Origin of the sequence: Streptomyces sp. NPDC001380, assembly GCF_042895785.1 — a bacterium.
Taxonomy (GTDB): domain Bacteria; phylum Actinomycetota; class Actinomycetes; order Streptomycetales; family Streptomycetaceae; genus Peterkaempfera.
In genome coordinates, this window is sequence record NZ_JBIAWP010000005.1 from 118,901 (window position 1) to 140,382 (window position 21,482).

General features: G+C 77.6%; 17 protein-coding genes. 7 read left to right on the top strand and 10 right to left on the bottom strand.

Translation table 11 applies throughout. The features are described 5' to 3' along the window. Positions 1 to 122: 122 nt before the first annotated feature. Positions 123 to 1,424, bottom strand: coding sequence for an MFS transporter (locus ACFY07_RS08670; RefSeq protein ID WP_390867994.1), 1,302 nt, complete (start codon positions 1,422 to 1,424; stop codon positions 123 to 125). A gap of 509 nt (positions 1,425 to 1,933) precedes the next feature. On the opposite strand from ACFY07_RS08670, the gene ACFY07_RS08675 reads away from it, so the two are divergent. The 4 genes from ACFY07_RS08675 (at position 1,934) to ACFY07_RS08690 (ending at position 8,470) form a co-directional block, all read left to right on the top strand. Continuing rightward, complete coding sequence (locus ACFY07_RS08675) at positions 1,934 to 3,367, top strand: alkaline phosphatase family protein (protein ID WP_390867995.1); 1,434 nt, start codon at positions 1,934 to 1,936, stop codon at positions 3,365 to 3,367. 246 nt (positions 3,368 to 3,613) lie between these two features. Continuing rightward, positions 3,614 to 5,293, top strand: coding sequence for a hypothetical protein (locus tag ACFY07_RS08680; protein ID WP_390867996.1), 1,680 nt, complete (start codon positions 3,614 to 3,616; stop codon positions 5,291 to 5,293). 273 nt (positions 5,294 to 5,566) lie between these two features. Next, a complete protein-coding gene (locus ACFY07_RS08685) occupies positions 5,567 to 6,691 on the top strand; it encodes a hypothetical protein (RefSeq protein ID WP_390867997.1) in 1,125 nt (374 codons plus the stop codon). 318 nt (positions 6,692 to 7,009) lie between these two features. Beyond that, positions 7,010 to 8,470, top strand: coding sequence for an alkaline phosphatase PhoX (locus ACFY07_RS08690; RefSeq protein ID WP_230651240.1), 1,461 nt, complete (start codon positions 7,010 to 7,012; stop codon positions 8,468 to 8,470). 71 nt (positions 8,471 to 8,541) lie between these two features. Here the strand turns inward: ACFY07_RS08690 and ACFY07_RS08695 are convergent, their stop codons facing one another. Continuing rightward, positions 8,542 to 10,215, bottom strand: coding sequence for a PucR family transcriptional regulator (locus ACFY07_RS08695; RefSeq protein ID WP_390867998.1), 1,674 nt, complete (start codon positions 10,213 to 10,215; stop codon positions 8,542 to 8,544). A gap of 253 nt (positions 10,216 to 10,468) precedes the next feature. On the opposite strand from ACFY07_RS08695, the gene pruA reads away from it, so the two are divergent. Next, positions 10,469 to 12,094 carry an L-glutamate gamma-semialdehyde dehydrogenase gene (gene pruA, locus ACFY07_RS08700; RefSeq protein WP_390867999.1) on the top strand — a complete coding sequence of 542 codons (1,626 nt, stop codon included), beginning with the start codon at positions 10,469 to 10,471 and terminating at the stop codon, positions 12,092 to 12,094. Between the two features lie 344 nt (positions 12,095 to 12,438). Further along, a complete protein-coding gene (locus ACFY07_RS08705) occupies positions 12,439 to 13,368 on the top strand; it encodes a proline dehydrogenase family protein (protein ID WP_230651247.1) in 930 nt (309 codons plus the stop codon). Positions 13,369 to 13,470: 102 nt separating this feature from the next. Here the strand turns inward: ACFY07_RS08705 and ACFY07_RS08710 are convergent, their stop codons facing one another. Then, the gene (locus ACFY07_RS08710) at positions 13,471 to 14,100 is read right to left on the bottom strand and encodes a hypothetical protein (RefSeq protein ID WP_390868000.1); all 630 of its coding nucleotides are present in this window, start codon (positions 14,098 to 14,100) and stop codon (positions 13,471 to 13,473) included. 271 nt (positions 14,101 to 14,371) lie between these two features. Here ACFY07_RS08710 and ACFY07_RS08715 point away from each other — a divergent pair, with 271 nt between their 5' ends. After that, on the top strand, positions 14,372 to 15,424 hold the full coding sequence (locus ACFY07_RS08715; RefSeq protein WP_390868001.1) for a helix-turn-helix domain-containing protein: 1,053 nt from the start codon (positions 14,372 to 14,374) through the stop codon (positions 15,422 to 15,424). On the opposite strand, the gene ACFY07_RS08720 is transcribed toward ACFY07_RS08715, so the two are convergent. The 7 genes from ACFY07_RS08720 to ACFY07_RS08750 all read right to left on the bottom strand — a co-directional run bounded on the left by ACFY07_RS08720 (position 15,319) and on the right by ACFY07_RS08750 (position 21,353). Next, positions 15,319 to 16,071, bottom strand: a complete 753-nt coding sequence (locus ACFY07_RS08720) for an ABC transporter (protein ID WP_390868002.1) — start codon at positions 16,069 to 16,071, stop codon at positions 15,319 to 15,321. The genes ACFY07_RS08715 and ACFY07_RS08720 overlap by 106 nt on opposite strands. Next, positions 16,068 to 17,057 (bottom strand): hypothetical protein, encoded by a 990-nt coding sequence (locus tag ACFY07_RS08725; protein ID WP_390868003.1) that lies wholly within the window; start codon positions 17,055 to 17,057, stop codon positions 16,068 to 16,070. The genes ACFY07_RS08720 and ACFY07_RS08725 overlap by 4 nt, the downstream gene beginning before the upstream one ends. Continuing rightward, a complete protein-coding gene (locus tag ACFY07_RS08730) occupies positions 17,054 to 17,917 on the bottom strand; it encodes an ABC transporter ATP-binding protein (RefSeq protein WP_390868004.1) in 864 nt (287 codons plus the stop codon). The genes ACFY07_RS08725 and ACFY07_RS08730 overlap by 4 nt, the downstream gene beginning before the upstream one ends. Further along, positions 17,914 to 18,789, bottom strand: a complete 876-nt coding sequence (locus ACFY07_RS08735) for a zf-HC2 domain-containing protein (protein WP_390868005.1) — start codon at positions 18,787 to 18,789, stop codon at positions 17,914 to 17,916. The genes ACFY07_RS08730 and ACFY07_RS08735 overlap by 4 nt, the downstream gene beginning before the upstream one ends. Beyond that, on the bottom strand, positions 18,786 to 19,337 hold the full coding sequence (locus ACFY07_RS08740) for an RNA polymerase sigma factor (RefSeq protein WP_390868006.1): 552 nt from the start codon (positions 19,335 to 19,337) through the stop codon (positions 18,786 to 18,788). The genes ACFY07_RS08735 and ACFY07_RS08740 overlap by 4 nt, the downstream gene beginning before the upstream one ends. A gap of 42 nt (positions 19,338 to 19,379) precedes the next feature. Further along, positions 19,380 to 19,946, bottom strand: a complete 567-nt coding sequence (locus tag ACFY07_RS08745; RefSeq protein WP_390868113.1) for a Uma2 family endonuclease — start codon at positions 19,944 to 19,946, stop codon at positions 19,380 to 19,382. A 123-nt stretch (positions 19,947 to 20,069) separates the two neighbouring features. Beyond that, on the bottom strand, positions 20,070 to 21,353 hold the full coding sequence (locus tag ACFY07_RS08750) for a TerD family protein (RefSeq protein ID WP_390868114.1): 1,284 nt from the start codon (positions 21,351 to 21,353) through the stop codon (positions 20,070 to 20,072). Positions 21,354 to 21,482: the final 129 nt, after the last annotated feature.

The following is a 21,482-nucleotide window of genomic DNA, read 5'->3' on the forward strand; positions in this document are numbered from 1 at the left end:
CCCGTCCGCGGCACGCCGCGGGCGGGCACGACCCCGCCGCCCGGGCGGGCGGCGGGGTCCATGGGCGGCGGGCGGCGGGCGGCGGGGTCCGCGGGCTGCGGTGCCGGAGGGCCGGACCGGCCTCAGGCCCGGCGGGCCGCCGCCGCCGACAGGGCCAGGCACGCGGCGCAGGCCACCGCGGCGAAGCCGCTGAACGCGGCCTGCAGCCCGACGTGCTGCGCGGCGGCGCCCACCGCCACGATCGGCAGCGAGCTGCCCAGGTAGACGATCACCCAGAAGGCGCTGAGCTGGCTGCCCCGCCGCTCCGGGTCCATCGCGGCGCAGGCCGCCGTGAACAGGGAGCGGAACGCCACACCCTGGCAGGCGCCGCCCACCAGGCTGCCCGCGACCAGCAGGGCGGGGGCGTGCAGCGGCCCGGCCGCCACCACCGTGCCCAGCCCCGCCGCGAGCCCCGCCATGCCCAGCACCGGCACCAGCCGGCCCGGCGCGGCCGGGACCGCCAGCTGGGCGGCGCCCGAGGCGGCCAGCAGCAGCGCGGCGACCACCGCGCCGGTCATCCGGGAGTCGGTGTGCAGCAGCGCCCGGCTGTACCCGGGTGCCAGGCTCAGGTAGACGCCGAAGACCGCGTAGCTGACGAAGCCGGTGCCCGCCGCCAGCAGGAACGTCCGACGTCCGGCCGACGGCAGGGCCAGCGCCCGCGGCCGCAGCGCGGCCCGGGCCGGCCGCCCCTCCGGGGCCGCGGCCCGCCGGTCGGGCGTCTGGTGCCCGGGGCTGCGGGGGTGCAGCAGCGCCAGCGGCACGCACAGGGCCAGCAGGAGCACGGCGTGCGCGAGGAACGGCACGTGGACCGGGTGCTCGCCGTGCGCCAGCGCCGCGCCGACCACCGGGCCGGCGGCCACGCCGCCCGCCGAGCAGGCCAGGGTCAGCCTGGCGGCCAGTCCCGGCCGGTCGGGCAGCAGGTCGGTCAGCGCCGCCCCGGCGGCGCCGGTGGCCATGCCGACGGCGACGCCCTGGACGGCGCGGCCCGCTGCGAGCTGGGTGAAGGTGCCGGCGGTCGCGAAGAGCGCGTCCCCGGCGGCGGAGAGCGCGACGGCGGGCAGCAGCAGCGCCCGGCGGCCCAGGTGGTCCGACCAGTGGCCGACCGCGGCGAGCACGGGCATCAGCGCGAAGACGTACACCGTGAAGAGGAGGGTGGTGTCCAGCGCCGTCAGGGAGAGCCGCTGCTGGAGCAGCGGGTAGACCGGCGTGGCCAGGTTGGCGCCGGTGAGCAGGGCGAGCAGCACGGCGGCCGACAGGCCGACACGGACGCCGCGGGCGGCGTTCCAGCGGCTCACCGCCGAGAGGCGCAGCAGCTCGCGGGGGGCGAGCTCGCGCGGCAGAAGGGAATCCGTCAGCCGGGTTCCGGCCGACCCGAGGTCCACCACGGTCGTGGGTCTCCTGTGGGCCTGGGCTCCGTGACCGGGCCGGCGGGGTGTGCCGACGCGCCCGTGGAGGGCGGCCCCGTGGGTGGGGGGCCGTCCGGCGGGCATCCGGGGGAGCCGGGTTGCGGGTGCGTGGGGCTCCGTCGCCCCGGATGCCTGACGTCGTGCGTGCAGGACCACTGCGAAGGATACGTCCCCGCGACCGGCTTCCGGACGGCCGGGCCCGGTGAGCGGACGGCCGGGCCCGGCCGCCGGATCCGGCGGCGGGGACCCGCCGCCGGACGGCCGGTTCCTGCGGCCGGTTCCTGCGGTCGGACAGTCGGTTCGGCATACCGGTCGCCCCCCGGGGCTCCCCCGGTCGGAGCAGCCGGGTTCCCCCGTACCCCTGAAACCGCCCGTGCGCCGCCCGGCGCCTGCCGCCCCCCGGGCCGTCCGCCGGTGAGAGTCGAGTGCGGCCCCGCCCGGCCGCGACCCCCTCGACCTGCCGGCGGCACGGCGGAAAGGCGCGGCACATGTCCGGGACGACCCGACGGAGACTGCTCGGCGCCGCGGCCGCGACGGCCGCGGGCGCGGCGGCGGCCGTGCTGCCGCCCAGCGTGCGCAAGGCGGTGGCCGCGGGGCCGCTGCCCGGCTCGCTGCGCGACGTCGAGCACGTCGTCCTGCTCATGCAGGAGAACCGCTCCTTCGACCACTACTTCGGCACGCTCGCCGGGGTCCGGGGCTTCGGGGACCCCGCCGCGCTGGTCCTCTCCTCGGGGCGCGACGTCTTCCACCAGCCCGACCCCGGGAGCCCCGACGGCTTCCTGCTCCCCTTCCACCTCGACACCCACCGCACCAGCGCCCAGGCCATCCCCTCCACCGGCCACGCCTGGGAGGTCCAGCACGAGTCCTGGAACTACGGCCGCATGGACCGCTGGGTGCGCGCCCACCGCCGGGCCGACGGCGACAACGGCCCGTTCACCATGGGGTACTACACCCGCGACGACATCCCCTTCCACTACGCGCTCGCGGAGTCCTTCACCGTCTGCGACCACTACTTCTCCTCGGTGATGGGCCCCACCTGGCCCAACCGCCTCTACTGGATGACGGGCACCGTCGACCCCGGCGGCACCCTCGGCGGACCGGTCATCGCCAACAAGGCGCCCGAGCCGTACCGCTGGACCACCTACGCGGAGCGGCTGCAGGCGGCGGGCGTCAGCTGGCGGGTCTACCAGGAGGAGGACAACTACGGCTGCAACCTGCTGACCCGCTTCGCCTCCTTCCGCCGCTCCCGGCCCGGAGACCCCCTGTACGAGCGGGGCCTGGCGGCCCTGCCGGCCGGCTCCTTCGAGGAGGACGCCCTCAACGACCGGCTGCCGGCCGTCTCCTGGATCATCCCGACCAGCTACCAGTGCGAGCACCCCGACTACCTGCCGGCCGCCGGCGCCGACTACATCGCCTCCAAGATCGAGGCGATCGCGGCCAACCCCGAGGTCTGGGCCAAGACCGCCTTCGTCCTCAGCTACGACGAGAACGACGGCCTCTTCGACCACGTCCCCCCGCCCGTGCCCCGCCCGGACACGCCGGACGAGGTCGTCGGCGGCCTGCCGATCGGCGCGGGCTTCCGGGTGCCCTGCGTGGTCGTCTCGCCGTGGACGGTCGGCGGCTGGGTGGCGTCCGAGCCCTTCGACCACACCTCGCAGCTGCGCTTCCTGGAGCGCGTCACGGGCGTGCGGGAGCCCAACATCTCGGACTGGCGCCGGTCCGCCTTCGGCGACCTCACCTCGGTCTTCCGCTTCGACGGCGGCCTGGCCCGGCCGCCCCGGCTGCCGGAGACCGCGGGGCACCTCCTGGCGGCCGAGACCGCCGTCGAGACCCTGCCGCCCCCGTCGTTCCCCCGTGGCGCCCAGCAGCCCCCGCGCCAGGAGCCGGGCCTGCGGCCGCGCCGTCAGGCGCCGCCCCGCTGAGCGCCGCCCCGCCGCCCGGGGCGCGTGCCCCGGGGCGGCTCCCGGAGCGGGGAACCGGGCGGTCCCGCACGCCGGGACCGCCCGTCGGCGCAGTCCCGCGGCACACTTCGGGTGCGGGCCGTGCGTGGCGGCCCGGGCGGTCGCCGGACGGCTAGGCTGGCCCCGGGCCAGGCGGCCGGGCCCCGCGCCCGCGCCGGGCCCGCCCCGACCACCTCACCCGTGCCAGTCCGAGGAGAACGTGCCACCATGGCCGGACGACGCCGCAACACCCCTGACAGCCCGTCGGCGACCGGCCCGGACGCGGAGCCGGTCGGCAGGCTCCCCGCCGACCTGGGCGTCGAGGAGCTGTACGGGGCCCGTCCCGCCGGCGGCTTCGACGACGACCCCGACCCGGACGACGCGCCCGTGTTCGTCCCCCCGGTGCGCCTGCTCCCCGAGGCCGAGCTGGCCGCCGCCGCGATGGCGGTGCCGCTGCTGGAGCGCGCCGTGCGCCTCGCCCGCTGGACCGCCCCCCACCGCCCGGTCGACGAGTTCGGCGAGCCCGGCCCCGGGCTGGAGGCCGAGGCCGCCGCCGCGCTCGGCCTCTCCGCGGGGGAGGGGGCCGCCGGGGACGGCGGGGGCGAGGACGCCGACAGCACGGCCGCCGCCGTCATGCGGGCCTGGTCGCTGGCGGTCGACCTGGACCTGATCGCGGTCGGCGACGCCGGCCCGGGGGAGGGCGAGGGCAGCGTCGCCCGGCCCGGCGAGGAGCTGGAGGCCGTCGAGTCCGGCGACCCGGAGGCCGTGCTGGAGGCGTGGCTGAGCGCCGCCGACGTGGTGCTCGACACCGCCGTCGAGGCCGACGCGCCGTTCCCCGACCCCACCGAGCTGGCCGGCGAGGACGCCGACGAGCTGGACGAGGAGACCGCGGCGGCCGCCCTGGAGGAGTTCGAGGAGGCCCGCGAGGAGGCCCGGGAGCTGCTGGACCAGGCCCTCCAGGTGCTGTACGAGTCGACCGCCTTCGCCGAGGAGGGCGCCGAGACCGTGCCGCTGGGCGTGCTGGCCGCGCTGCTGGTCGTCCCGGACGGCGAGGAGCCCACCGAGGAGATGCTCGGCGACATCACCACCGTGATGGTCGCCCTCGACCCCATGCTGGCCGACCTCGCCGAGATCGGCATGGTCGAGTACCGGCCCATCGACCCGGATCTCTTCGAGGAGCCCGAGGACGGCGAGGGCGAGGCGCAGACGCTGTCCGAGGCGCCCGTCGACGACGAGGAGGCGGCCCGGTTCGGCCTCGTGCGGCTCACCCCGCTCGGCCAGTACGGGGTGCGGCAGTGGCTGCTGGAGGACGGGTACGACGCCCCGCTCGTCGGGGAGCACGCGCAGGGCGACGCCGCCGCCCTGCTGCGCGGCGTCTCGGAGGCGGTCAACGTGCTGCCCGAGGAGGAGATCCGCGAGTGGCTGGCGGGCCGCGACCCGCTGCCCGCCGCCCGCGAGCTGCTGGCGGCCGCGCGAGGCTCCGACACCCTCGGCCCGCTCCGCCGGATGCTCTGCCAGCTGGCCCTCAACCAGCTCGCCGCCGACCCCGGGCCCGCGCTGCGCGAGGTGCTGGACGACCCCGAGCTGGGCGGCTTCGCCCGCGCGTGGCTGGTCGAGCGGGGCGCGACCGACGTCCCCGAGCCGGACCGCGCCATGGCCCTGTGGACCACCGTCGACACCCTCGCCGCCCAGCTGATGGACCCCGACGTCGACCCCGAGCTCCTCGCCGAGCTGGTCGGCGGCCTGCCGCTCGCCCCCGACCCGACCGCCTTCCTCGGCGAGCTGTGGCGGGTCGAGCACCCCTGCACGGCCGAGGTGCTGGACGCCATCGGCGAGCACCACGGGGACAGGCAGGTCGCCAAGGAGGCCCGCAAGGCCGCCTACAAGGCCCGCTCCCGCCGCCCGTAGCGCCCCCCGCAGCACCACACAGCTGCAGCCGCAGCCGCAGCCGCAGCCCGGCCGGAGCCGCACCCGCCCCGGCCGGGCTGCGGCGTGCCCGCCGGCTCCCGTGCGCGGCGGCGCTCCTGACGGCCTTTCCGGCGCCCCCCGCCGCCTCCCCGGCGCTGCCGTCACGCAGCGTCCGCACCGGCGCACGCAAATGGTGCACTCCCGAAGTCGTACCAACGTATCGTGAGGGCGAGGACGCAACGGCGGACCGGCGGAGGCAGGGGGCACGGCGACGTGCAGTACGGCAGGGACGGGTCGGGGGCGGCCGGCGGCCGCGGCGGGCGGCAGCCGGGCGCCGAGGAGGTGGCGGCGGCGCTCGCCTCCTGGCGGCGCGCGGGGCGGCTGCCCTACACGGCGGCCCCCGGGCTGCCGGGGATGCGGCTGCTCGGCGGCTGGCACAGCGTCAACGGCGAACTGCTCTCGTTCACCCTCTGCACGGGCGATCCCTACGCCCCGGGCGGCCCCTACGTCTCCGTGCGCACCGCCCTCACCGGCGACGACCTGCGCGGCGAGGTGCTCAGCGGCCTCGACGAGGTCATCGAGGACGAGCGCGACCGCCTCTTCGACCTGACCGGCCTCGACGAGGGCGACGGACCTCGCCGCGCCCGGCTGGCCGAGCGGACCCTGCTGGTCGACGGCGTGCCCGTCCCCGCCCGCCTGCGGGTGGAGGAGCCCGGTGAGGCCGGCGGCGCGGAGCTGTGGGCCGCCCAGCTGACGCTCCACCGCCCGCGCGGCGAGGTCGGACTGACCGTCACCGCGCGCGGACTGCCCGCCGGTTCCGCCGCCCTGGCCGCCACCGGGGACCTCGGCCCGTACCTGGCCGGACGCGCCCTCCTGCTGGAGGACCAGGAGGCCCGCCGGGCCGCGGCGCGCGACGGAGCCGGCGCCGGGGGAGCGGAGGCCGCCGCGCCGGTGGGCCTGGAGGCCCACCGCCGGCTGGCGTTCGGCTCCATGGAGCGCTCCCGGATCCTGGCCGACCAGCTCAGCTCGGGCCGCGTCCCGCGCACCCCGCGGCGGCTGCGGGCCGACGACGACCGGGACCTGTGGGAGGAGGCCGTCCGCCAGCAGATGCGGCTCGCCTCGGAGAGCCGGCAGGAGGCCGACGAGTCCGTCACCTCGATGGTCAACCACCTCGGGTGGCTCGCGGAGCGGGCCGACTGGGCGATCGGCACCGAGGACGGGCGGCAGGCAGTGGAGGAGACGGTCCGCCACACCGTCTTCGGCAGCGAGGTGCCGAGCCTGCGCGCCCAGCAGGCGTGGAACGCCGTCTGGAGCGACCTGCGGGCCCACGAGTCGGCGCTGGAGGACTGGCTGGCGGCCTGGGAGCGCTGGCGCCGCGCGCGGCGCCGCCGCCACTGACCGGCGCACCGGCCGCCGCCGGCACCGGTCGGAGGCGCCGGTCGGAGGCGTCACCCACCGGCGGCACCGCCGCCACGGACCTCCGCCGGCCGCCCCGGGCCGGGCCCTCCGCCCGGCCCGGGGGCCGCGGGACCCCGGCCCCGCGCCGCGGCCTGTCCTCCCGCCCCGGGGCAGGGGGGGAAAGCAAGCGGGTGCAAAGAGATGGTCAAGCGTCCATCTCGGCGCGCCCCCCGGTTCGCCCTCCGTTCAGCGGGCGGCAGGAGCCTGCTGCGCGTCGGCCGCAGGGGCCGGCCCCGCCCCAGCCAGGGAGTGACACCCATGCCGCTGTCCCGCAGGGACTTCGTCAACCGCTCGGCGCTCACCGGCGCCGGGGTCCTCATCGCCGGCAGCGCCGACGTGCTGGCCACCGCCCCCGGCGCGATCGCCGCCCCGCAGGGCGGCGCCGCCCCCGCCGGCGCCGCCACCGCGCTCGGCTACGGCCCGCTCGTCCCCGACCCGGCCGGCATCCTCGCCCTGCCCGAGGGCTTCAGCTACCGGATCATCACGTACAGCGGGAAGACCCGGCTGGAGACCGGCGAGACCACCCCGTCGAACCACGACGGCACCGCCGCCTTCCCCCGCCCCGGCGGCGGCACCCTGCTGGTCAACAACCACGAGATCAGCGGCACCCTCGCCGCCGCCAAGGCCCCCGTGCCCCACCTGGAGGGCCACGTCTACGACCCGGCGGCGGCCGGCGGCTGCACCGTCGTCGACGTCCACAAGCACGGCGCCCGCGTCTCCGAGCGGGTCGGCATCGCCGGCACCGCCACCAACTGCGCCGGCGGCCGCACCCCCTGGGGCACCTGGCTGACCTGCGAGGAGACCGAGCTCAAGGCCGGCGAGAAGGGCATGACCAAGGACCACGGCTACGTGTTCGAGGTCGACCCGTACGACCGTGACGCCAACCGCGACCCCAGGCCGGTCAAGGCCTTCGGCCGGTACGCCCACGAGGCCGTCGTCGTCGACGAGGGGCGCGGTCACGCCTACCTCACCGAGGACGCCGCCGGCCCCAACGGCCTGCTCTACCGCTGGACCCCGCCGGCCGGCTTCGAGCACGGCCGCGGGAGGCTGCGCACCCTCGCCGACGACGCCGGCGTCCTGGAGGCCTTCAAGGTCTTCGACAGCCGCGGCAAGCACGTCGACGACCTCTCCCGCGCCACCGAGGTCGGCACCGTCTACGGCGTCGACTGGGTGAGGGTGCCCGACCGCGACGCCCGTACCGTCCCCGTCCGCAAGCAGTTCGCGGACGGCGAGGTCACCCGCTCCCGCAAGCTGGAGGGCATGTGGTGGGGCGACGGCGGCTTCTACTTCGTCGCCAGCTTCGCCCGCACCGAGTCCCCGGTGCAGCACGACGGCCAGGTCTGGTTCTACAGCCCGGCCCGCCGCACCATCACCCTCAAGGTCCTGCTCGGCGTCAACGCCGACGTGTGGGCCGACGACGGCAACTACGACGGCCCGGACAACATCACCGTCTCGCCCCACGGCGGCCTGGTCATCGCCGAGGACGGCGAGGGCGTCTCGCACCTGTTCGGCACCCTGCCCGACGGCCGGACCTACCCGGTCGCCCGCAACGAGCTGAACATCGGCACCGCCGAGGCGCCCGAGTACAGCGAGTTCACCGGCGTCACCTTCTCCGCCGACGGCGACACCCTCTTCGCCAACATCCAGACCCCCGGCATCATGCTGGCGATCACCGGCAGGTGGAGCCGCATCAGGAAGCAGGCCGAGGGCCGCGCCTGACCCCTCCCGGCCCGGCGGGCGGCGCCCCCCTGCCGCCGCCCCCCGGGCCGTCCGGGTCCGGCCCCGGGGCGCTACGCGCCGTCCCCCGGGCCGGGCGCCGCGTCCAGCCGCAGCTGGAGCATGGCCAGCAGCCGCTGCTGCGGGCTCGCCAGGTCCAGGCCGGCCAGCTCCTCCGCCCGGCGGACCCGGTACCGCAGCGTGTTGGGGTGGACGTGCAGCCGCTCCGCCGCGGCCCGCACGTCGCCGAAGGCGTCCAGGTACGCCAGGACCGACTCGGCCAGCCGGGTCCCCTGGCGGGCGTCGCGCGCCGTCAGCGCCGACAGCCGCGGGTCGCGCATCGCCGGGCGCTCCGCGAGCAGGTCCAGCACCTCGCCCAGCACCACCTCGGCCCGCACCTCCTCCAGCGACGCCACGGCCGCGCCGACCGTGCCGCGCTCCATCGCCGCCAGCACCCGGTCCGCCTCCCGCCGCGAGCCGTGCGCCCCGCCGAGGTGCGGCGCCACCGGCCCCACCGCCGCCCGCAGCCGCACCCCCAGGTGGCGGCCGGCCGCCTCGGCGATCTCCACCACCCAGCCGCGCACCGTGGCGGGGGAGAGGCCCGCGGGCAGCTCCGGCAGCAGCACGTACACCCGCGACTCGGCGGGGGAGACCAGGGCGCTGTGGTGCCGCGCGGCGGCGTGCACCGAGATCAGGGCGGTCAGCTCGGCCCGGGTGAGCTCCACCGGCGAGGCGTCCGCCCCGGCGGCCTCCGCGCCGGCCCCGTCCGCGTGCAGGGCGAAGCCGACGACCAGCGCCGGGCGGCGGGCGTCCAGGCCCAGGTGGGTGGCGAGCGACTGCGGGCCGGTGGAGCCGTCGAGCAGCCCGGCCAGGAGCGACTGGGTGAGCCGCAGGTCCGCCGAGACCTCCCGGCGGCGGCGCACCAGGTGCAGCGCCGCGACCCGGGCGGCGCCCAGCAGCACCTGCTCGGAGCGCGGGTCCAGCGGCCGTGACCCCTCCTGCACCCAGATGGTGCCCAGCGGCTGCGTGCCCGCCCGGATGCCCACCGCGAGGCGCCGCCGGATGCCCAGCTCCGGGTGCTCCTCGATGGCGATCACCGCGCCGGAGGTCCGCAGGTGCTGGAAGACGCCCCACTCCCGCAGCTTCGACAGGTACGGCTCCGGGCCCTGCCAGCCCAGGATGGACAGCCGCCGCAGGTCGTCCACCTCGTCGGAGGAGCGCGAGTAGGCCAGCACCCGGCTGGAGGTGTCCTCGACGGAGACGATGCCGCCGGTCAGCACCGCCGTGGTCTGCGCCAGCGAGAACAGGTCGCCGCTGGCCTCCCCGCCGCCCGCCCCCGTCTCCTGGCGGCCGCTGCCGATGACCGCGCGGGCCAGCGCGTCCAGGTGCTCCCAGCGGGCCTCGCGGCGCACCGACAGCAGCGCCACCCCGGCCTCGGCGGCCGCCTCGCTGAGCGGTGCCGCCTGGCCGGGCGCGTCCAGCTTCACCGCGACCGCCGCCGCGCCCGCCGCGCCCGCCGCCCGCAGCGCGGGCAGCGCCGCCCGGCCGCGGGCGCCGATGGCGAGGACCAGCTCGCCGGGCAGCGCCTGGGGCGGGTCCTCCGGGTCGAGGATCGCCACGTCCCGCACCTCGACGTCCAGGCCCGCCGGGGCGGCCTGCAGCTCCACCAGGGGCTCGCCCAGCGACATCAGCAGCTGGCGCAGGCTGATGCCCTCCTCCGGCGCCGGGGGAGGGCCCGGCCGCGGCACGGCCGGAGGACCCTGCCGCGGCCCCTGCCCCGGCGCGCCCGGGGTCGGCGTCCGCTCGGCCACCGTGCCCACCCCGCTCCCGTTGCGGCCCGCTTGCGCACGGCCCGCTCGCTGCGGGCCGGCCTTCGTACGGACGGACAAGCCGTCGCCCCCGATGTTAGCCGCGGCGACAACGGTGGGACGCATACCAGCTCCTACCGTGGGCAGGGACGCGAGACCCGCGGCCAGAGGCGATTCGAAGGAGAGCGTGCGCATGGATGCTGTGACCCAGGTCCCCGCGCCGGTGAACGAGCCGGTCCACAGCTACGCCCCCGGCACCCCGGAGCGGGCCCGGCTGGAGGCCGAGCTCAAGCGGCTCGCGGCGGAGCCGGTCGAGCTGACCATGGCCGTCGGCGGCGAGCGCCGCATGGGCGGCGGCGAGCCGATCGACGTCGTGCAGCCGCACAACCACGCCGCACGGCTCGGCACCCTGCGCAACGCCACCCGCGAGGACGCGCAGGCCGCCGTGGACGCCGCCCTCGCCGCGGCCCCCGCCTGGCGCGCGCTCTCCTTCGACGACCGCGCCGCGGTCTTCCTGAGGGCCGCCGACCTGCTGGCCGGCCCGTGGCGCGAGACGATCGCCGCCGCGACCATGCTGGGCCAGTCCAAGACCGCCCAGCAGGCCGAGATCGACAGCCCCTGCGAGCTCGTCGACTTCTGGCGCTTCAACGTGCACTTCGCCCGGCAGATCCTCGCCGAGCAGCCGGTGTCCTCCCCCGGGGTGTGGAACCGCGCCGACCACCGCCCCCTCGAGGGCTTCGTCTACGCGATCACCCCGTTCAACTTCACCGCCATCGCCGGCAACCTGCCCACCGCCCCCGCCCTCATGGGCAACACGGTGGTCTGGAAGCCGTCCCCCACCCAGCAGTTCTCCGCCCACCTGCTCATGCAGCTGCTGGAGGAGGCCGGCCTGCCCGCCGGCGTCATCAACATGGTGACCGGCGACGGCCTGGCCGTCTCCGAGGTCGCCCTCGCCCACCCCGAGCTGGCCGGCATCCACTTCACCGGCTCCACCGCCACCTTCCAGCACCTGTGGCGCACGGTCGGCGAGAACATCGCCGGCTACCGCAGCTACCCGCGCCTGGTCGGCGAGACCGGCGGCAAGGACTTCATCGTCGCCCACCCCTCCGCCGACCCGGCCGTGCTGAGGACCGCGATGGTCCGCGGCGCCTTCGAGTTCCAGGGCCAGAAGTGCTCCGCGGCCTCCCGCGCCTACGTCCCCGCCTCGGTCTGGGAGCGGATCAGGGACGGCCTGCGCGACGAGGTCGAGGGCCTCACCATGGGCGACGTCACCGACCTGTCCCACTTCATGGGCGCCGTCATCGACGCCCGCTCCTTCGCGAAGAACAAGGCCGCCCTGGACCGCGCCCAGGCCGACCCGACGGTCGAGGTCCTCGCCGGCGGCACCTGCGACGACTCGGTCGGCTACTTCGTCCGCCCGACCGTCCTGGTCTGCTCCGACCCGGAGAGCGAGTACTTCCGCGAGGAGTACTTCGGCCCGATCCTCGCCGTCCACGTCTACGAGGACGACCGGTACGAGGAGGTGCTGGACCAGATGGAGTCCGTCGCCCCCTACGCGCTCACCGGCGCCGTCATCGCCCGGGACCGGGCCGCCGTCGCCCACGCCATGGAGAAGCTGCGGTTCGCCGCCGGCAACTTCTACGTCAACGACAAGCCCACGGGCGCCGTCGTCGGCCAGCAGCCCTTCGGCGGCGGCCGCGCCTCCGGCACCAACGACAAGGCCGGCGCCGCCCAGAACCTGCTGCGCTGGACCTCCACCCGCTCCATCAAGGAGACCTTCGTCCCGCCGACGGACTACCGCTACCCCCACATGGGCTGACGGTCCGTCGGGACCCCGGCCCCCGGGCCGGCGTCCCGCCGGGGCGGCCGCCCGTGCGCCCGCCGGACCCGTGTTTGGGTCCGGCGGCGCCGGGCAAGCGCCCCTCGGGTCACCCTGCCGGACCCCGCCCGGTCCGGCCACCGCACGTGCCGCGCACCCCCCCCGCGCGGCACCCGGCGCGCCAGGCGCAGCCGGCCACTCCCCCCCGGCCGGCCCGCGCGGGCGCGTCCGGCGGGCGCGCCGCCCACTCCCCCCGGTGGCGCGTCCGCCCTGTCCCACCCCACACCCCTCCTCGCAGCCGCCTCCCGGCCACCCCGGCGCGGCCCGTGACCCCAGGAGTAACCGTGCTCCGTTCCGCGATCCTCGCCGCCTCCCGCTCCCCGCAGGTGCGCACCGTGGTGGAGAAGCTGCCGCCGACCCGGGCCATCGTGGACCGCTTCGTCGCCGGCGAGCCGCTCGACGCCGCCCTCGCCGCCTGCGGCGAGCTGGCCGCCACCGGGCGCCGCACCACCCTCGACCACCTCGGCGAGGACACCCGCGACGCCGTCCAGGCCGCCGCCACCGCCGAGGCGTACGAGCTGCTGCTGGAGGCCCTGAAGGAGACCGGCCTGGCCGGGAGCGCCGAGGTCTCCGTCAAGCTCTCCGCCGTCGGGCAGTTCCTCCCGCAGGACGGCGAGAAGGTCGCCCTGGAGAACGCGCGCCGCATCTGCGAGGCCGCCGCCGCCGCGGGCACCACGGTCACCCTCGACATGGAGGACCACACCACCACCGACTCCACCCTGGGCATCGCCCGCGAGCTGCGCGCCGACTTCCCGTGGCTGGGCGTCGTCCTCCAGGCCTACCTGCACCGCACCGAGGCCGACTGCCGCGACCTGTCCGGCGCCGGCTCGCGCGTGCGGCTCTGCAAGGGCGCCTACCAGGAGCCCGCCTCGGTCGCCTTCCAGAAGAAGGAGGAGGTCGACCGCAACTACGTCCGCTGCCTCAAGGTCCTCATGGGCGGCGAGGGCTACCCGATGGTCGCCTCCCACGACCCCCGCATGGTGCGGATCGCCGGGCAGCTCGCCGAGTGGAACGGCCGCAAGGCCGACTCCTTCGAGTACCAGATGCTGTACGGCATCCGCCCCGAGGAGCAGCTGCGGCTCGCCCGCTCCGGCGCCACCATGCGCGTCTACCTGCCCTACGGCCAGGAGTGGTACGGCTACTTCATGCGCCGCCTCGCCGAGCGCCCCGCCAACCTGGCGTTCTTCCTGCGCGCCATGGCCACCCGCGGCTGAACCGGCCGTCCCCGCCTCCGGCCGTCCCCCTGCCTCCCCGCGGCGGCCCGTCCCCCGGCGGCCCGATGCCCCGCCGGGCACCGGGCCGCCGGGGGCGCCGGCTCAGGAGACGACGGTCAGCTTGCCCGCGACCCTGGTGCCGGCCCGGTGGTACTTCTGGAAGTACGAGGCCAGCGCCTTGACGTCGGCGGGCTTGAGCTTGATGCAGCCGTTGGACCGGTAGTCGCCGTTGCCGTCCCAGCGCTGGGACTCGACGCGGGAGTTCTGGCCCCCCGTGCGGGTCATCTCGCTGTGGACGAACAGCTCGGTGCGCCAGCGGCCGGTGCCGTTGTGGCAGCGCTTGTCGCTCAGCCGGAACGCCACCCCCTTGATCGCGCTGCCGTTGTAGGCCGTGTACAGCGTGACGTCGTAGGAGCCGTTGGGCAGCCAGCCCCGGTTGCTCGCGCAGTCGTCCTTCACGCCGATCCCCGAGCCGGCGCGCCAGGAGGCGTTGACGACCATCCGCTGCCGGCCCGAGTCCTCCACCCGGTAGACCCGCCAGTACAGCCTGCTGTTCGTCGGGTCGGAGGGGTTCTTGTCGAAGACCATCCGGGTCGTGTAGCCGTAGGGCGCGCGCGGCGACGCCTGGGCGCCCGAGGCGGGCGCGGCCGCCGCGGCGACGGCCAGGCCCGCCAGGGCCGTCGTCGCCGCGCCCAGCCGGAGGGCGGTCCGGCGGCGGTGCTCTGCGTGCATGGTGGTCTCCCCGTTGTCGTGGTGGTGCGGGCCGGCGTGGTGCCGGGCCACGGCTGTGGCGGGACCGAGCCTTCCCGACCGGGGGGGCCGTGTCCTTGACGTTCCGCGCACCGCCCTTGACCTCCCGCGCCCCCCTCCCGGCGGTGCGGACACGATCCGCCGCGGCCCCCCGCGCCCCCGCCTCCCCGTCCCGTCCGCACCGGGCAACCCCGGTGCGGCGGCCCGCGTCCTCCAAGGGGGGAGGGACACGACGACCGGACCGGGGGGAAGCATGACGACGGTGGTGGAGTTCCGGACCGACCGGCTGCCGCGGGCCGAGCGGTTCGACCGGTGGCACGACATGACCGCGGAGGCCCTGATCCCCAACCTCCTCCGCCCCGCCGACGACGGCGACTTCCTGGCCCGCGCCCGCCTGGTCGACCTCGGCGCGGTCCGGGTGACCTCGCTCGCCTACCCGCCGCTGGAGACCCGGCGGACGTCCCGGCTGATCGCCCGGGCGGGGGCGGAGTACTGCCAGGTGATGCTGACCCTGCGCGGCGGCCACCGGATCGTCCAGGCCGGCCGCGACGTCACGGCCGGTGCGGGCGACCTGCTCCTCTACGACTGCGCCCGCCCGTGGGAGGGCTGGGCCGGCGGGCGGCGGGACGCGGTCGAGGGCGTGCTGATGCAGTTCCCGCGCGCCCTGCTGGCCTTCCCCGGGGACCGGTCCGGGCGGCTCCCCTGCCTGCGCGTCCCCGGCGGCGACACCCTCGGCTCCCTGCTCTCCGGGCACCTGGTGCGGCTGGCGTCCGGCGCGGCCGACTGGACGGCGGCCGACGCCGTCCGCCTGGGCACCGTCTCGCTCGACCTGCTCGCCGCCGTCCTCGCCCGGCACCTGCGCACCGGACCCGCGCGGGACCCCGGCTGCCGCGAACGGGTCCTGCGCCTGCGCGTCCACGCCTTCATCGAGGAGCACCTGGGCGACCCCGGGCTCACCCCCGCGGCGGTCGCCGCCGCCCACAACGTCTCCCTCCGCCTCCTGCACCGCCTCTTCCAGCACGAGGAGCTCGGCGTGGCGGCGTGGATCCGCGCCCGCCGGCTCGAACGCTGCCGCCGCGACCTCGCGGACCCCCTGCTGCGCGACCTGCCCGTCCACGCCGTCGCCCGCCGCTGGGGCTTCACCGACGCCGCCCACTTCAGCCGCACCTTCCGCGCCGCCTGCGGCATGACGCCCACCGACTACCGGGAGCTGGCGCGGTCCGCGGGGGCCCCGGGGCCCGCGGGGGCCCCGGCGGCGGACCGGGACCGCCCGGGGAGCACCGGGCGTCCCGCCCCCGGCCGCTGACCCCCGGGGACCCGCCCGGCCCGGCGGGCCGCCGGCCGGCGCCTGCCCACCGGCTCGGGCAGGCACAGCACCGCGACCGCGACCGCCGCCGCCAGCAGCGCCGCCCAGCGCAGGTGCGCCTCCCGCCAGCCGGGGGCGCCCGCCGCCACGAGCAGCGCGGCCCGGTCCGGCAGCACCGCGGCCGCCGCCACCAGCACCAGCAGCCCCCCGGCCGCCGGTGCCCCCGGGACGGCGGCCCCGGCGAACCGCACGGCCGCGCAGGCCGACGCCACCGCGACGGCGGCCAGCGCCGCCGCCTCGACGGTCGCCGCCCCCACCGGTGTGCCGGCGGGGGCGGCCAGCACCGCCGCCGCCCACCACGCGGCCGTCACGGGCAGCACCAGGACCAGCCGCACCCCGTCGCGCAGCGGCCGGGGCACCGGCACCGCGGCGGTGGTGCGCCGAGCCGGGTCGTCCAGGGCGGACGCGGCGCCGAGCGCCCCGGACAGCGCCGCCGCCCGCAGCAGCCAGAGGCCGAGCTGCGGATCCGGGTGGGCCGTCAGCCGGGACGCGAGCACGAGGAGCAGCCCGAGCCCGCCGCCCGCCGCGAGCGGTGCCCGCGGGACCGCCCGCCCGACCGGGACGAACAGCGTCCGGACCACGGTCACCCCCACCGTCGGACGCCGGCGGTCCAGGTGGACCGGACGGTCCGGGCGGTCTGAACGGTCCGGACCGGCGCGGCCGCGTGCGGCCGGGCCGCCGCGCGCGCCGAGGTCTCCGCGGCGGCCGCCCGGGGTCCGGCGGCGGCCGTACGGGTCTGCTCCGCCCCCGGCATCGGCAGCCCCTGGAGCACGGCCCCCGCCACCGCCGCCGCCAGCGACACCCCCGCCACCGTCCGCACGGCCGCCGAGCGCCCGCCCGCGGCCAGCACGGCGGCGGCCCCGGCGAGCACCGCCAGCGAGACCAGGTAGAGCAGGTGCGCACCGGCGGGGCGGCCCGACAGCGGCTGCCGTCCGACGTCCGACACGACCGGCACCAGCCACCGGAGCCACGCCGGGCCGTCGGGGGGCGGCACCAGCACGAAGTCGAAGGTGATCACCGCCACCACCGCGAGCGGCGCCGCGAACGCCGACGCCGTCAGCCGCCCCAGCAGCACGCCCGCCGCCCCCAGCAGCAGCACCGCCGCCGGGCCGGCCGCCAGCTCCGCGGCGGAGGCGTGCCCGGACGCCCCCGGCCGCGACGCCGCCCAGCCGAGGCGCCAGACCGCCAGGAGGGCCGACACCGCCGCCGTCGGGAGCACCGACAGGACGTGGGCGAGGGTGCGCCCCCCGGGCCGCAGCAGCAGCGTCCCGAACCAGCCCTCCGCGCCGTGGCGGCGGGCCCGCAGGACCGCGCTGTTCGCCCCCAGCAGCGCCGCCAGGCCGGCCAGCAGGAGCGGCAGCTGCGTCGAGAGCGCCACGTCCCGCAGGGCGGGGCGGCGGTCCGACGGACCGCCCGGCCACAGCAGCCACGCCGCGTGGCCCAGCAGCGCCGCCGCGACCGCCGGGAACCGCAGCAGCCGCACGGCCTCGATCCGGGCCAGCGCCAGGACGGCTCCGCGCGTGCCGCCGTCCGGAGCGGCGACCGCCCTCCGCGGGGCCGTCACCGCGCTCACGCCGCCACCGCCCCGGCGCCGTCGAGGGCCAGCAGGTAGCCGTCCTCCAGGGTGGGCTCCAGCAGTGCGGCCCCGGCCGGCGGGTCCCCGATGTTGCGGAACTCGCCGCTGCCCGTGCGGAAGCCCGCCAGCGCCCCCGGCGACCTGGCCGCGCTGCTCCACACCCGCCCGCGCGCGGCGGCGGTCAGCTCCGCCGGGGTGCCGTCGAACCGCACCCGGCCCCGGTCCATGACCAGCACCCGCCCGCACAGCATCGCCACGTCCTCCGTCTGATGGGTCGACAGCAGGACCGTGCGGCCCTCGCCGGCCTCCGCGACCAGCTCCCGGAAGCGGATCCGCTGCTCCGGGTCGAGCCCCACCGTCGGCTCGTCCAGCACCAGGAACGCCGGGTCGCCGAGCAGGGCCGCGGCCAGGGCCACCCGCTGCCGCATGCCGCCCGACAGCCTCCGGATCCGGCGTCCCCGCACCTCCGCGAGGCCCACCGCGTCCAGCACCCGCCGCACCTCCGCGTGCCGGGTCCGGCGGTCGGTCAGCTCCTTGAGGACCGCCACGTAGTCGACGAACTCGAAGGCCGTGAAGCCCGCGTGGAAGCCCGGGTCCTGCGGCAGGTACCCCAGGGCCCGGCGGGCCTCCCGGCGCCCCCGGACCGTGCCGGGGTCGTGGCCCAGCACCGACAGCGCCCCGGAGCCGGGCGGGGTCGCGGTCGCCAGGATCCGCAGCAGGGTGGTCTTCCCGGCGCCGTTCGGGCCGAGCAGCCCGGTGACGCCCCGGCCCAGTTCCAGGGAGACGCCGTCCACGGCGCGCACCCCCCGGTGGTGCAGGGCCAGCCCGGAGGCCGTCACGGTCGGCGGTGCGGTCATGTCAGCCTCCCGGCTGTGAGGGGACGGACGGAGTCGTGCACGCGGCCGCTGTCGAAGCGGTCGCGGAGGGCGAACAGCAGGGCCCCGGCGGCCGCGGCCACCGCCGCCGCCGTGAGCTGCCCGGCCGCGGTCAGCGGCAGGGGACGGGCGTCCGACAGCAGCCGCCCCGCCACCAGGAGCGCCACCCAGCCGCCGCCGACCAGCGCCGGCGCGGCCACCGGTCCCAGCCGCGGTGTCAGCGCCAGCCCGGCCGCCGTCAGCGCCAGGGCGGGCAGCAGCCAGCCGAACGCGTCGGGCCCGAAGGAGGGCAGCGCCAGGGCCGCCAGGCCGCTGAGCGGGACGGTCACGGCCAGCACCGCCGCCGTCCGCACCATCAGCAGCCGGAAGGAGTGCAGCGGCGCCACCACCGCCGTCTCGTACATCGGGTCCAGCCGCGGGCCGAAGGAGAGAGCGACGCCGGCCAGCGGCAGCAGCGGCGCCACGCCGAGGAGGAGCAGCGGCTCGCCCGTGCCCCGCACCGCCCGGCCGGCCCCCACCGCGCAGAGCAGCACCACCGCCACCGCGCCCAGCCACGACCGGCGCAGCAGCGGGGTCGCGGCGAGCAGCCGCGCCGTGTGGTCGGCCGCCCCCGCCCGGACCAGCACCCGCTCCAGCGGTCCCGGCCGGGGGGCGTCCAGCTCCGCGTCGAGCCGCGCCCAGCCGAGGTCGGCGACCGCCGGGTCGACGAGGCCGTTCAGCCGGTCCCGGCAGGCCGGGCAGGCCGCCAGGTGCGCGTCCGCCGACCAGAGCCGGGGTGCCTCCAGGGCGCCGCGGGCGTACTCCTCCAGGTCGTCCGCCGGGAGGTGCCAGCGGTCCTGCCGGTCGGCGCTCATGCGATCTCCTCTCGCAGCTGCCTGCGGGCCCGCATGGCCCGGGTCTTGACCGTGCCGTGCGGGATGCCCAGCAGCGCCGCCGCCTCGCGGGTCGTCAGCCCGTCGACGACGGTGGCCTGCAGCACCGCCCGCAGCTCGGGGGAGAGCCGGGCCAGCGAGCCGCCCAGGTCGCCGTGCTCCACCCCGGTGAGCACGCGCTCCTCGGCCGACGGCTCGTCACGGTGGCGCAGCCGGGCCAGGGACTGGCGCAGCCGGCCCCGGGCGCCGTCGCCGCGCAGGGCGTCCACCAGCCGCCGCGAGCCGATCCGCCACAGCCAGCCCGCGGGGTCGCCCTCGCGCCGGTAGCGGGCCGCGCCGCGCCACACGTCGAGGAACGCCTCCTGCACCACGTCGTCGACGAGCGCGGGGTCGGCGCACCGGGCGCGCAGCCGCAGCACCAGCCACGGCGCGTACCGGCGGTAGAACTCCTCGAAGGCGCGGCGGTCGCCGTCCGCGGCCGCGAGCAGCAGCTCGGCGTCGCTCGGGTCCCTGCCGTTCGTCTCGGTCACGCCCCTTCATCGGACGGGACGGTCCGAACGGTTCACGTGCCGTCAGAAACCCTCGGTGTCCAGCGTGAAGGAGAACGGCGCCGGGAGCCCCAGCGGCTTCCCGGAGGGCGCGAGGTGCACCCCGGTGCACTCGTCGCCCTCGGGGAGGGCGACGAGGGTGGTCCGGGAGAGGTCGCGGTCGACCAGCAGGGAGAGGGGGATGCCGGCGCGGGCGTGCCAGTGGCGCTCGGCGGTGCGGTCGCGCTCCGGACGGGCGGAGGTGACCTCGACGACCGGGGCGGCCCCGTCGGGCGGCATCCGGGGCGGAGCGCCGCGGAAGACGTCCGTGTCCGCAGGCGCGAAGGCGGCGTCCGGGACGGCGTGGTCCCGTGGACGGCGCCCTCCGCCGGACAGCCGCAGCCCCTTGTCCCCCGCGGACCTCATCCTCACGGCCGAGTGGAGGACGACCTGTTCGACCACCCTTCCGATGCAGTCCCCGTGGTCCCCGTCCGGCGGCGGTGTCGCGACGATCTCCCCCTCGATCAGCTCGGCACAGGTGCCCTCGGGGGTCTGCAGACCCGGGAAGCGCTCCGGGAGGCTGTCCTCCGCCGCTTCCGGCCCGTGTGCCATCGCGCTCACGGCGCACCCCCTTCCTCTCGCCGCGATCAGGGCAGGAGACCGGTGGGGCCGCCGCGGCCGGGAGCCGGGGCGGCCCCACGCGATCGTGTCACGCCGGGGCGGGGAGTGCCGGGGTCAGAGGGCGGCGGCCGCCGGCTCGACCATCTTGCGGGCGGTCTTGGCGTCGGCGTACTCGCCCAGCGCGGTCATCACCCACTCGCCGGAGAACTGCCGGACCAGCTTGCACATCAGCACGCCGGTGCGGGGCTCGGCGCCGGTGAGGTCGAAGCGGACGAGCTCCTCCCCGGTGGCGGCGTCGGTCAGCCGGCAGTAGGCCTTGGCGACGTCGCTGAACTTCTGGCCGGAGAAGGAGTTCACCGTGAAGACCAGGCCGCAGACCTCGGGCGGCAGGCCGTCCAGGTGGACGGTGATCTGCTCGTCGTCGCCGTCGCCCCTGCCGGTGAGGTTGTCGCCGGAGTGCTGGACCGCCCCGTTGAACACGGACAGCTTCATGAACCAGGCCGTCTCCAGCTTTTTGCGCTGGGCGTCGAAGGCGATGCAGGAGGCGTCCAGGTCGATGCCGCGGCCGCGGTGGGCGGGCTCCCAGCCCAGGCCCATGCGGACGGCGGACAGGAAGGGGCGGCCGTTCTTCTCCAGGGAGACGGAGCCGCCCTTGACCAGGTTGACCCGGCCCTTGTCCAGCGTGACCTTGCCGGGCGCGGGCGGCGCGGGCGCAGCCGCGGGCGGGGTCGGCGGGGCGGGCGCGGCCGGGGGCGTGAGGGTCCAGTCCGCGTCGTGCTCCGACGGCGGGATTGGTGCCGGTGCCGGTGCCGGTGCCGGTGCCGGTGCCGGAGCTGGGTCCGGGACGGCGGGGGCCGCGGCCGGGGCGGCGGGGGCCTGCGCCGCCGGGGCGGCGGTCGGGCCCGGGTCGTCCACGGCGACCCCGAAGTCGGTGGCGATGCCCGCCAGCCCGTCGGCGTACCCCTGGCCCACCGCGCGGACCTTCCACGCGCCGTTCCGCCGGTACACCTCGACCACGACCAGGGCGGTCTCCACGGTCAGCCGCGGCGGGGTGAAGGTGACGAGCTCCTCGCCGGTGTCCGCGTTCCGCACGGTGGCGGTGGGCTCGGTGCCGGCGAAGGTGGCGCCGGCCTCGTCCAGGCTGGCGGTGACGAGCACCTTGTGGATGCCGTCCGGCACGGCCGCGGTGTCCACGGTGATGGCGTCGGGGACGCCCGCCGAGGCGGGCCGGTGGGTCACGCCGGGGCCCTGCGGGGCGTTGAAGAAGACGAAGTCGGCGTCCGAGCGGACCTTGCCGTTCTCGGCGAGCAGCAGCCCGGAGACGTCCAGCCGCTTGGGCGCCGTCACCTCCACCGTCACCCGGGGGGCGGGGAGCGGGGCGTTGCCGCCCTGCGTCAGGGCCGTGGTCAAGGTGGTCCTCCTCGGTGCGTCCGGCACGGGGCGTCCGGCCCGCCGGGCCCGCCTGCGGGGCTCCGGCGGCCGGCGGCCCCGCACACCCTAACGAAGCAGGGCGGGCCCGCGTTTCCG

Coding starts and splice junctions, on each gene's coding strand:
- ACFY07_RS08675 (WP_390867995.1), top strand. CDS start 1,934: ATGTCCGGGACGACCCGACGGAGACTGCTCGGCGCCGCGGCCGCGACG.
- ACFY07_RS08680 (WP_390867996.1), top strand. CDS start 3,614: ATGGCCGGACGACGCCGCAACACCCCTGACAGCCCGTCGGCGACCGGC.
- ACFY07_RS08690 (WP_230651240.1), top strand. CDS start 7,010: ATGCCGCTGTCCCGCAGGGACTTCGTCAACCGCTCGGCGCTCACCGGC.
- pruA (WP_390867999.1), top strand. CDS start 10,469: ATGGATGCTGTGACCCAGGTCCCCGCGCCGGTGAACGAGCCGGTCCAC.
- ACFY07_RS08710 (WP_390868000.1), bottom strand. CDS start 14,100: ATGCACGCAGAGCACCGCCGCCGGACCGCCCTCCGGCTGGGCGCGGCG.
- ACFY07_RS08715 (WP_390868001.1), top strand. CDS start 14,372: ATGACGACGGTGGTGGAGTTCCGGACCGACCGGCTGCCGCGGGCCGAG.
- ACFY07_RS08730 (WP_390868004.1), bottom strand. CDS start 17,917: ATGACCGCACCGCCGACCGTGACGGCCTCCGGGCTGGCCCTGCACCAC.
- ACFY07_RS08735 (WP_390868005.1), bottom strand. CDS start 18,789: ATGAGCGCCGACCGGCAGGACCGCTGGCACCTCCCGGCGGACGACCTG.
- ACFY07_RS08745 (WP_390868113.1), bottom strand. CDS start 19,946: ATGGCACACGGGCCGGAAGCGGCGGAGGACAGCCTCCCGGAGCGCTTC.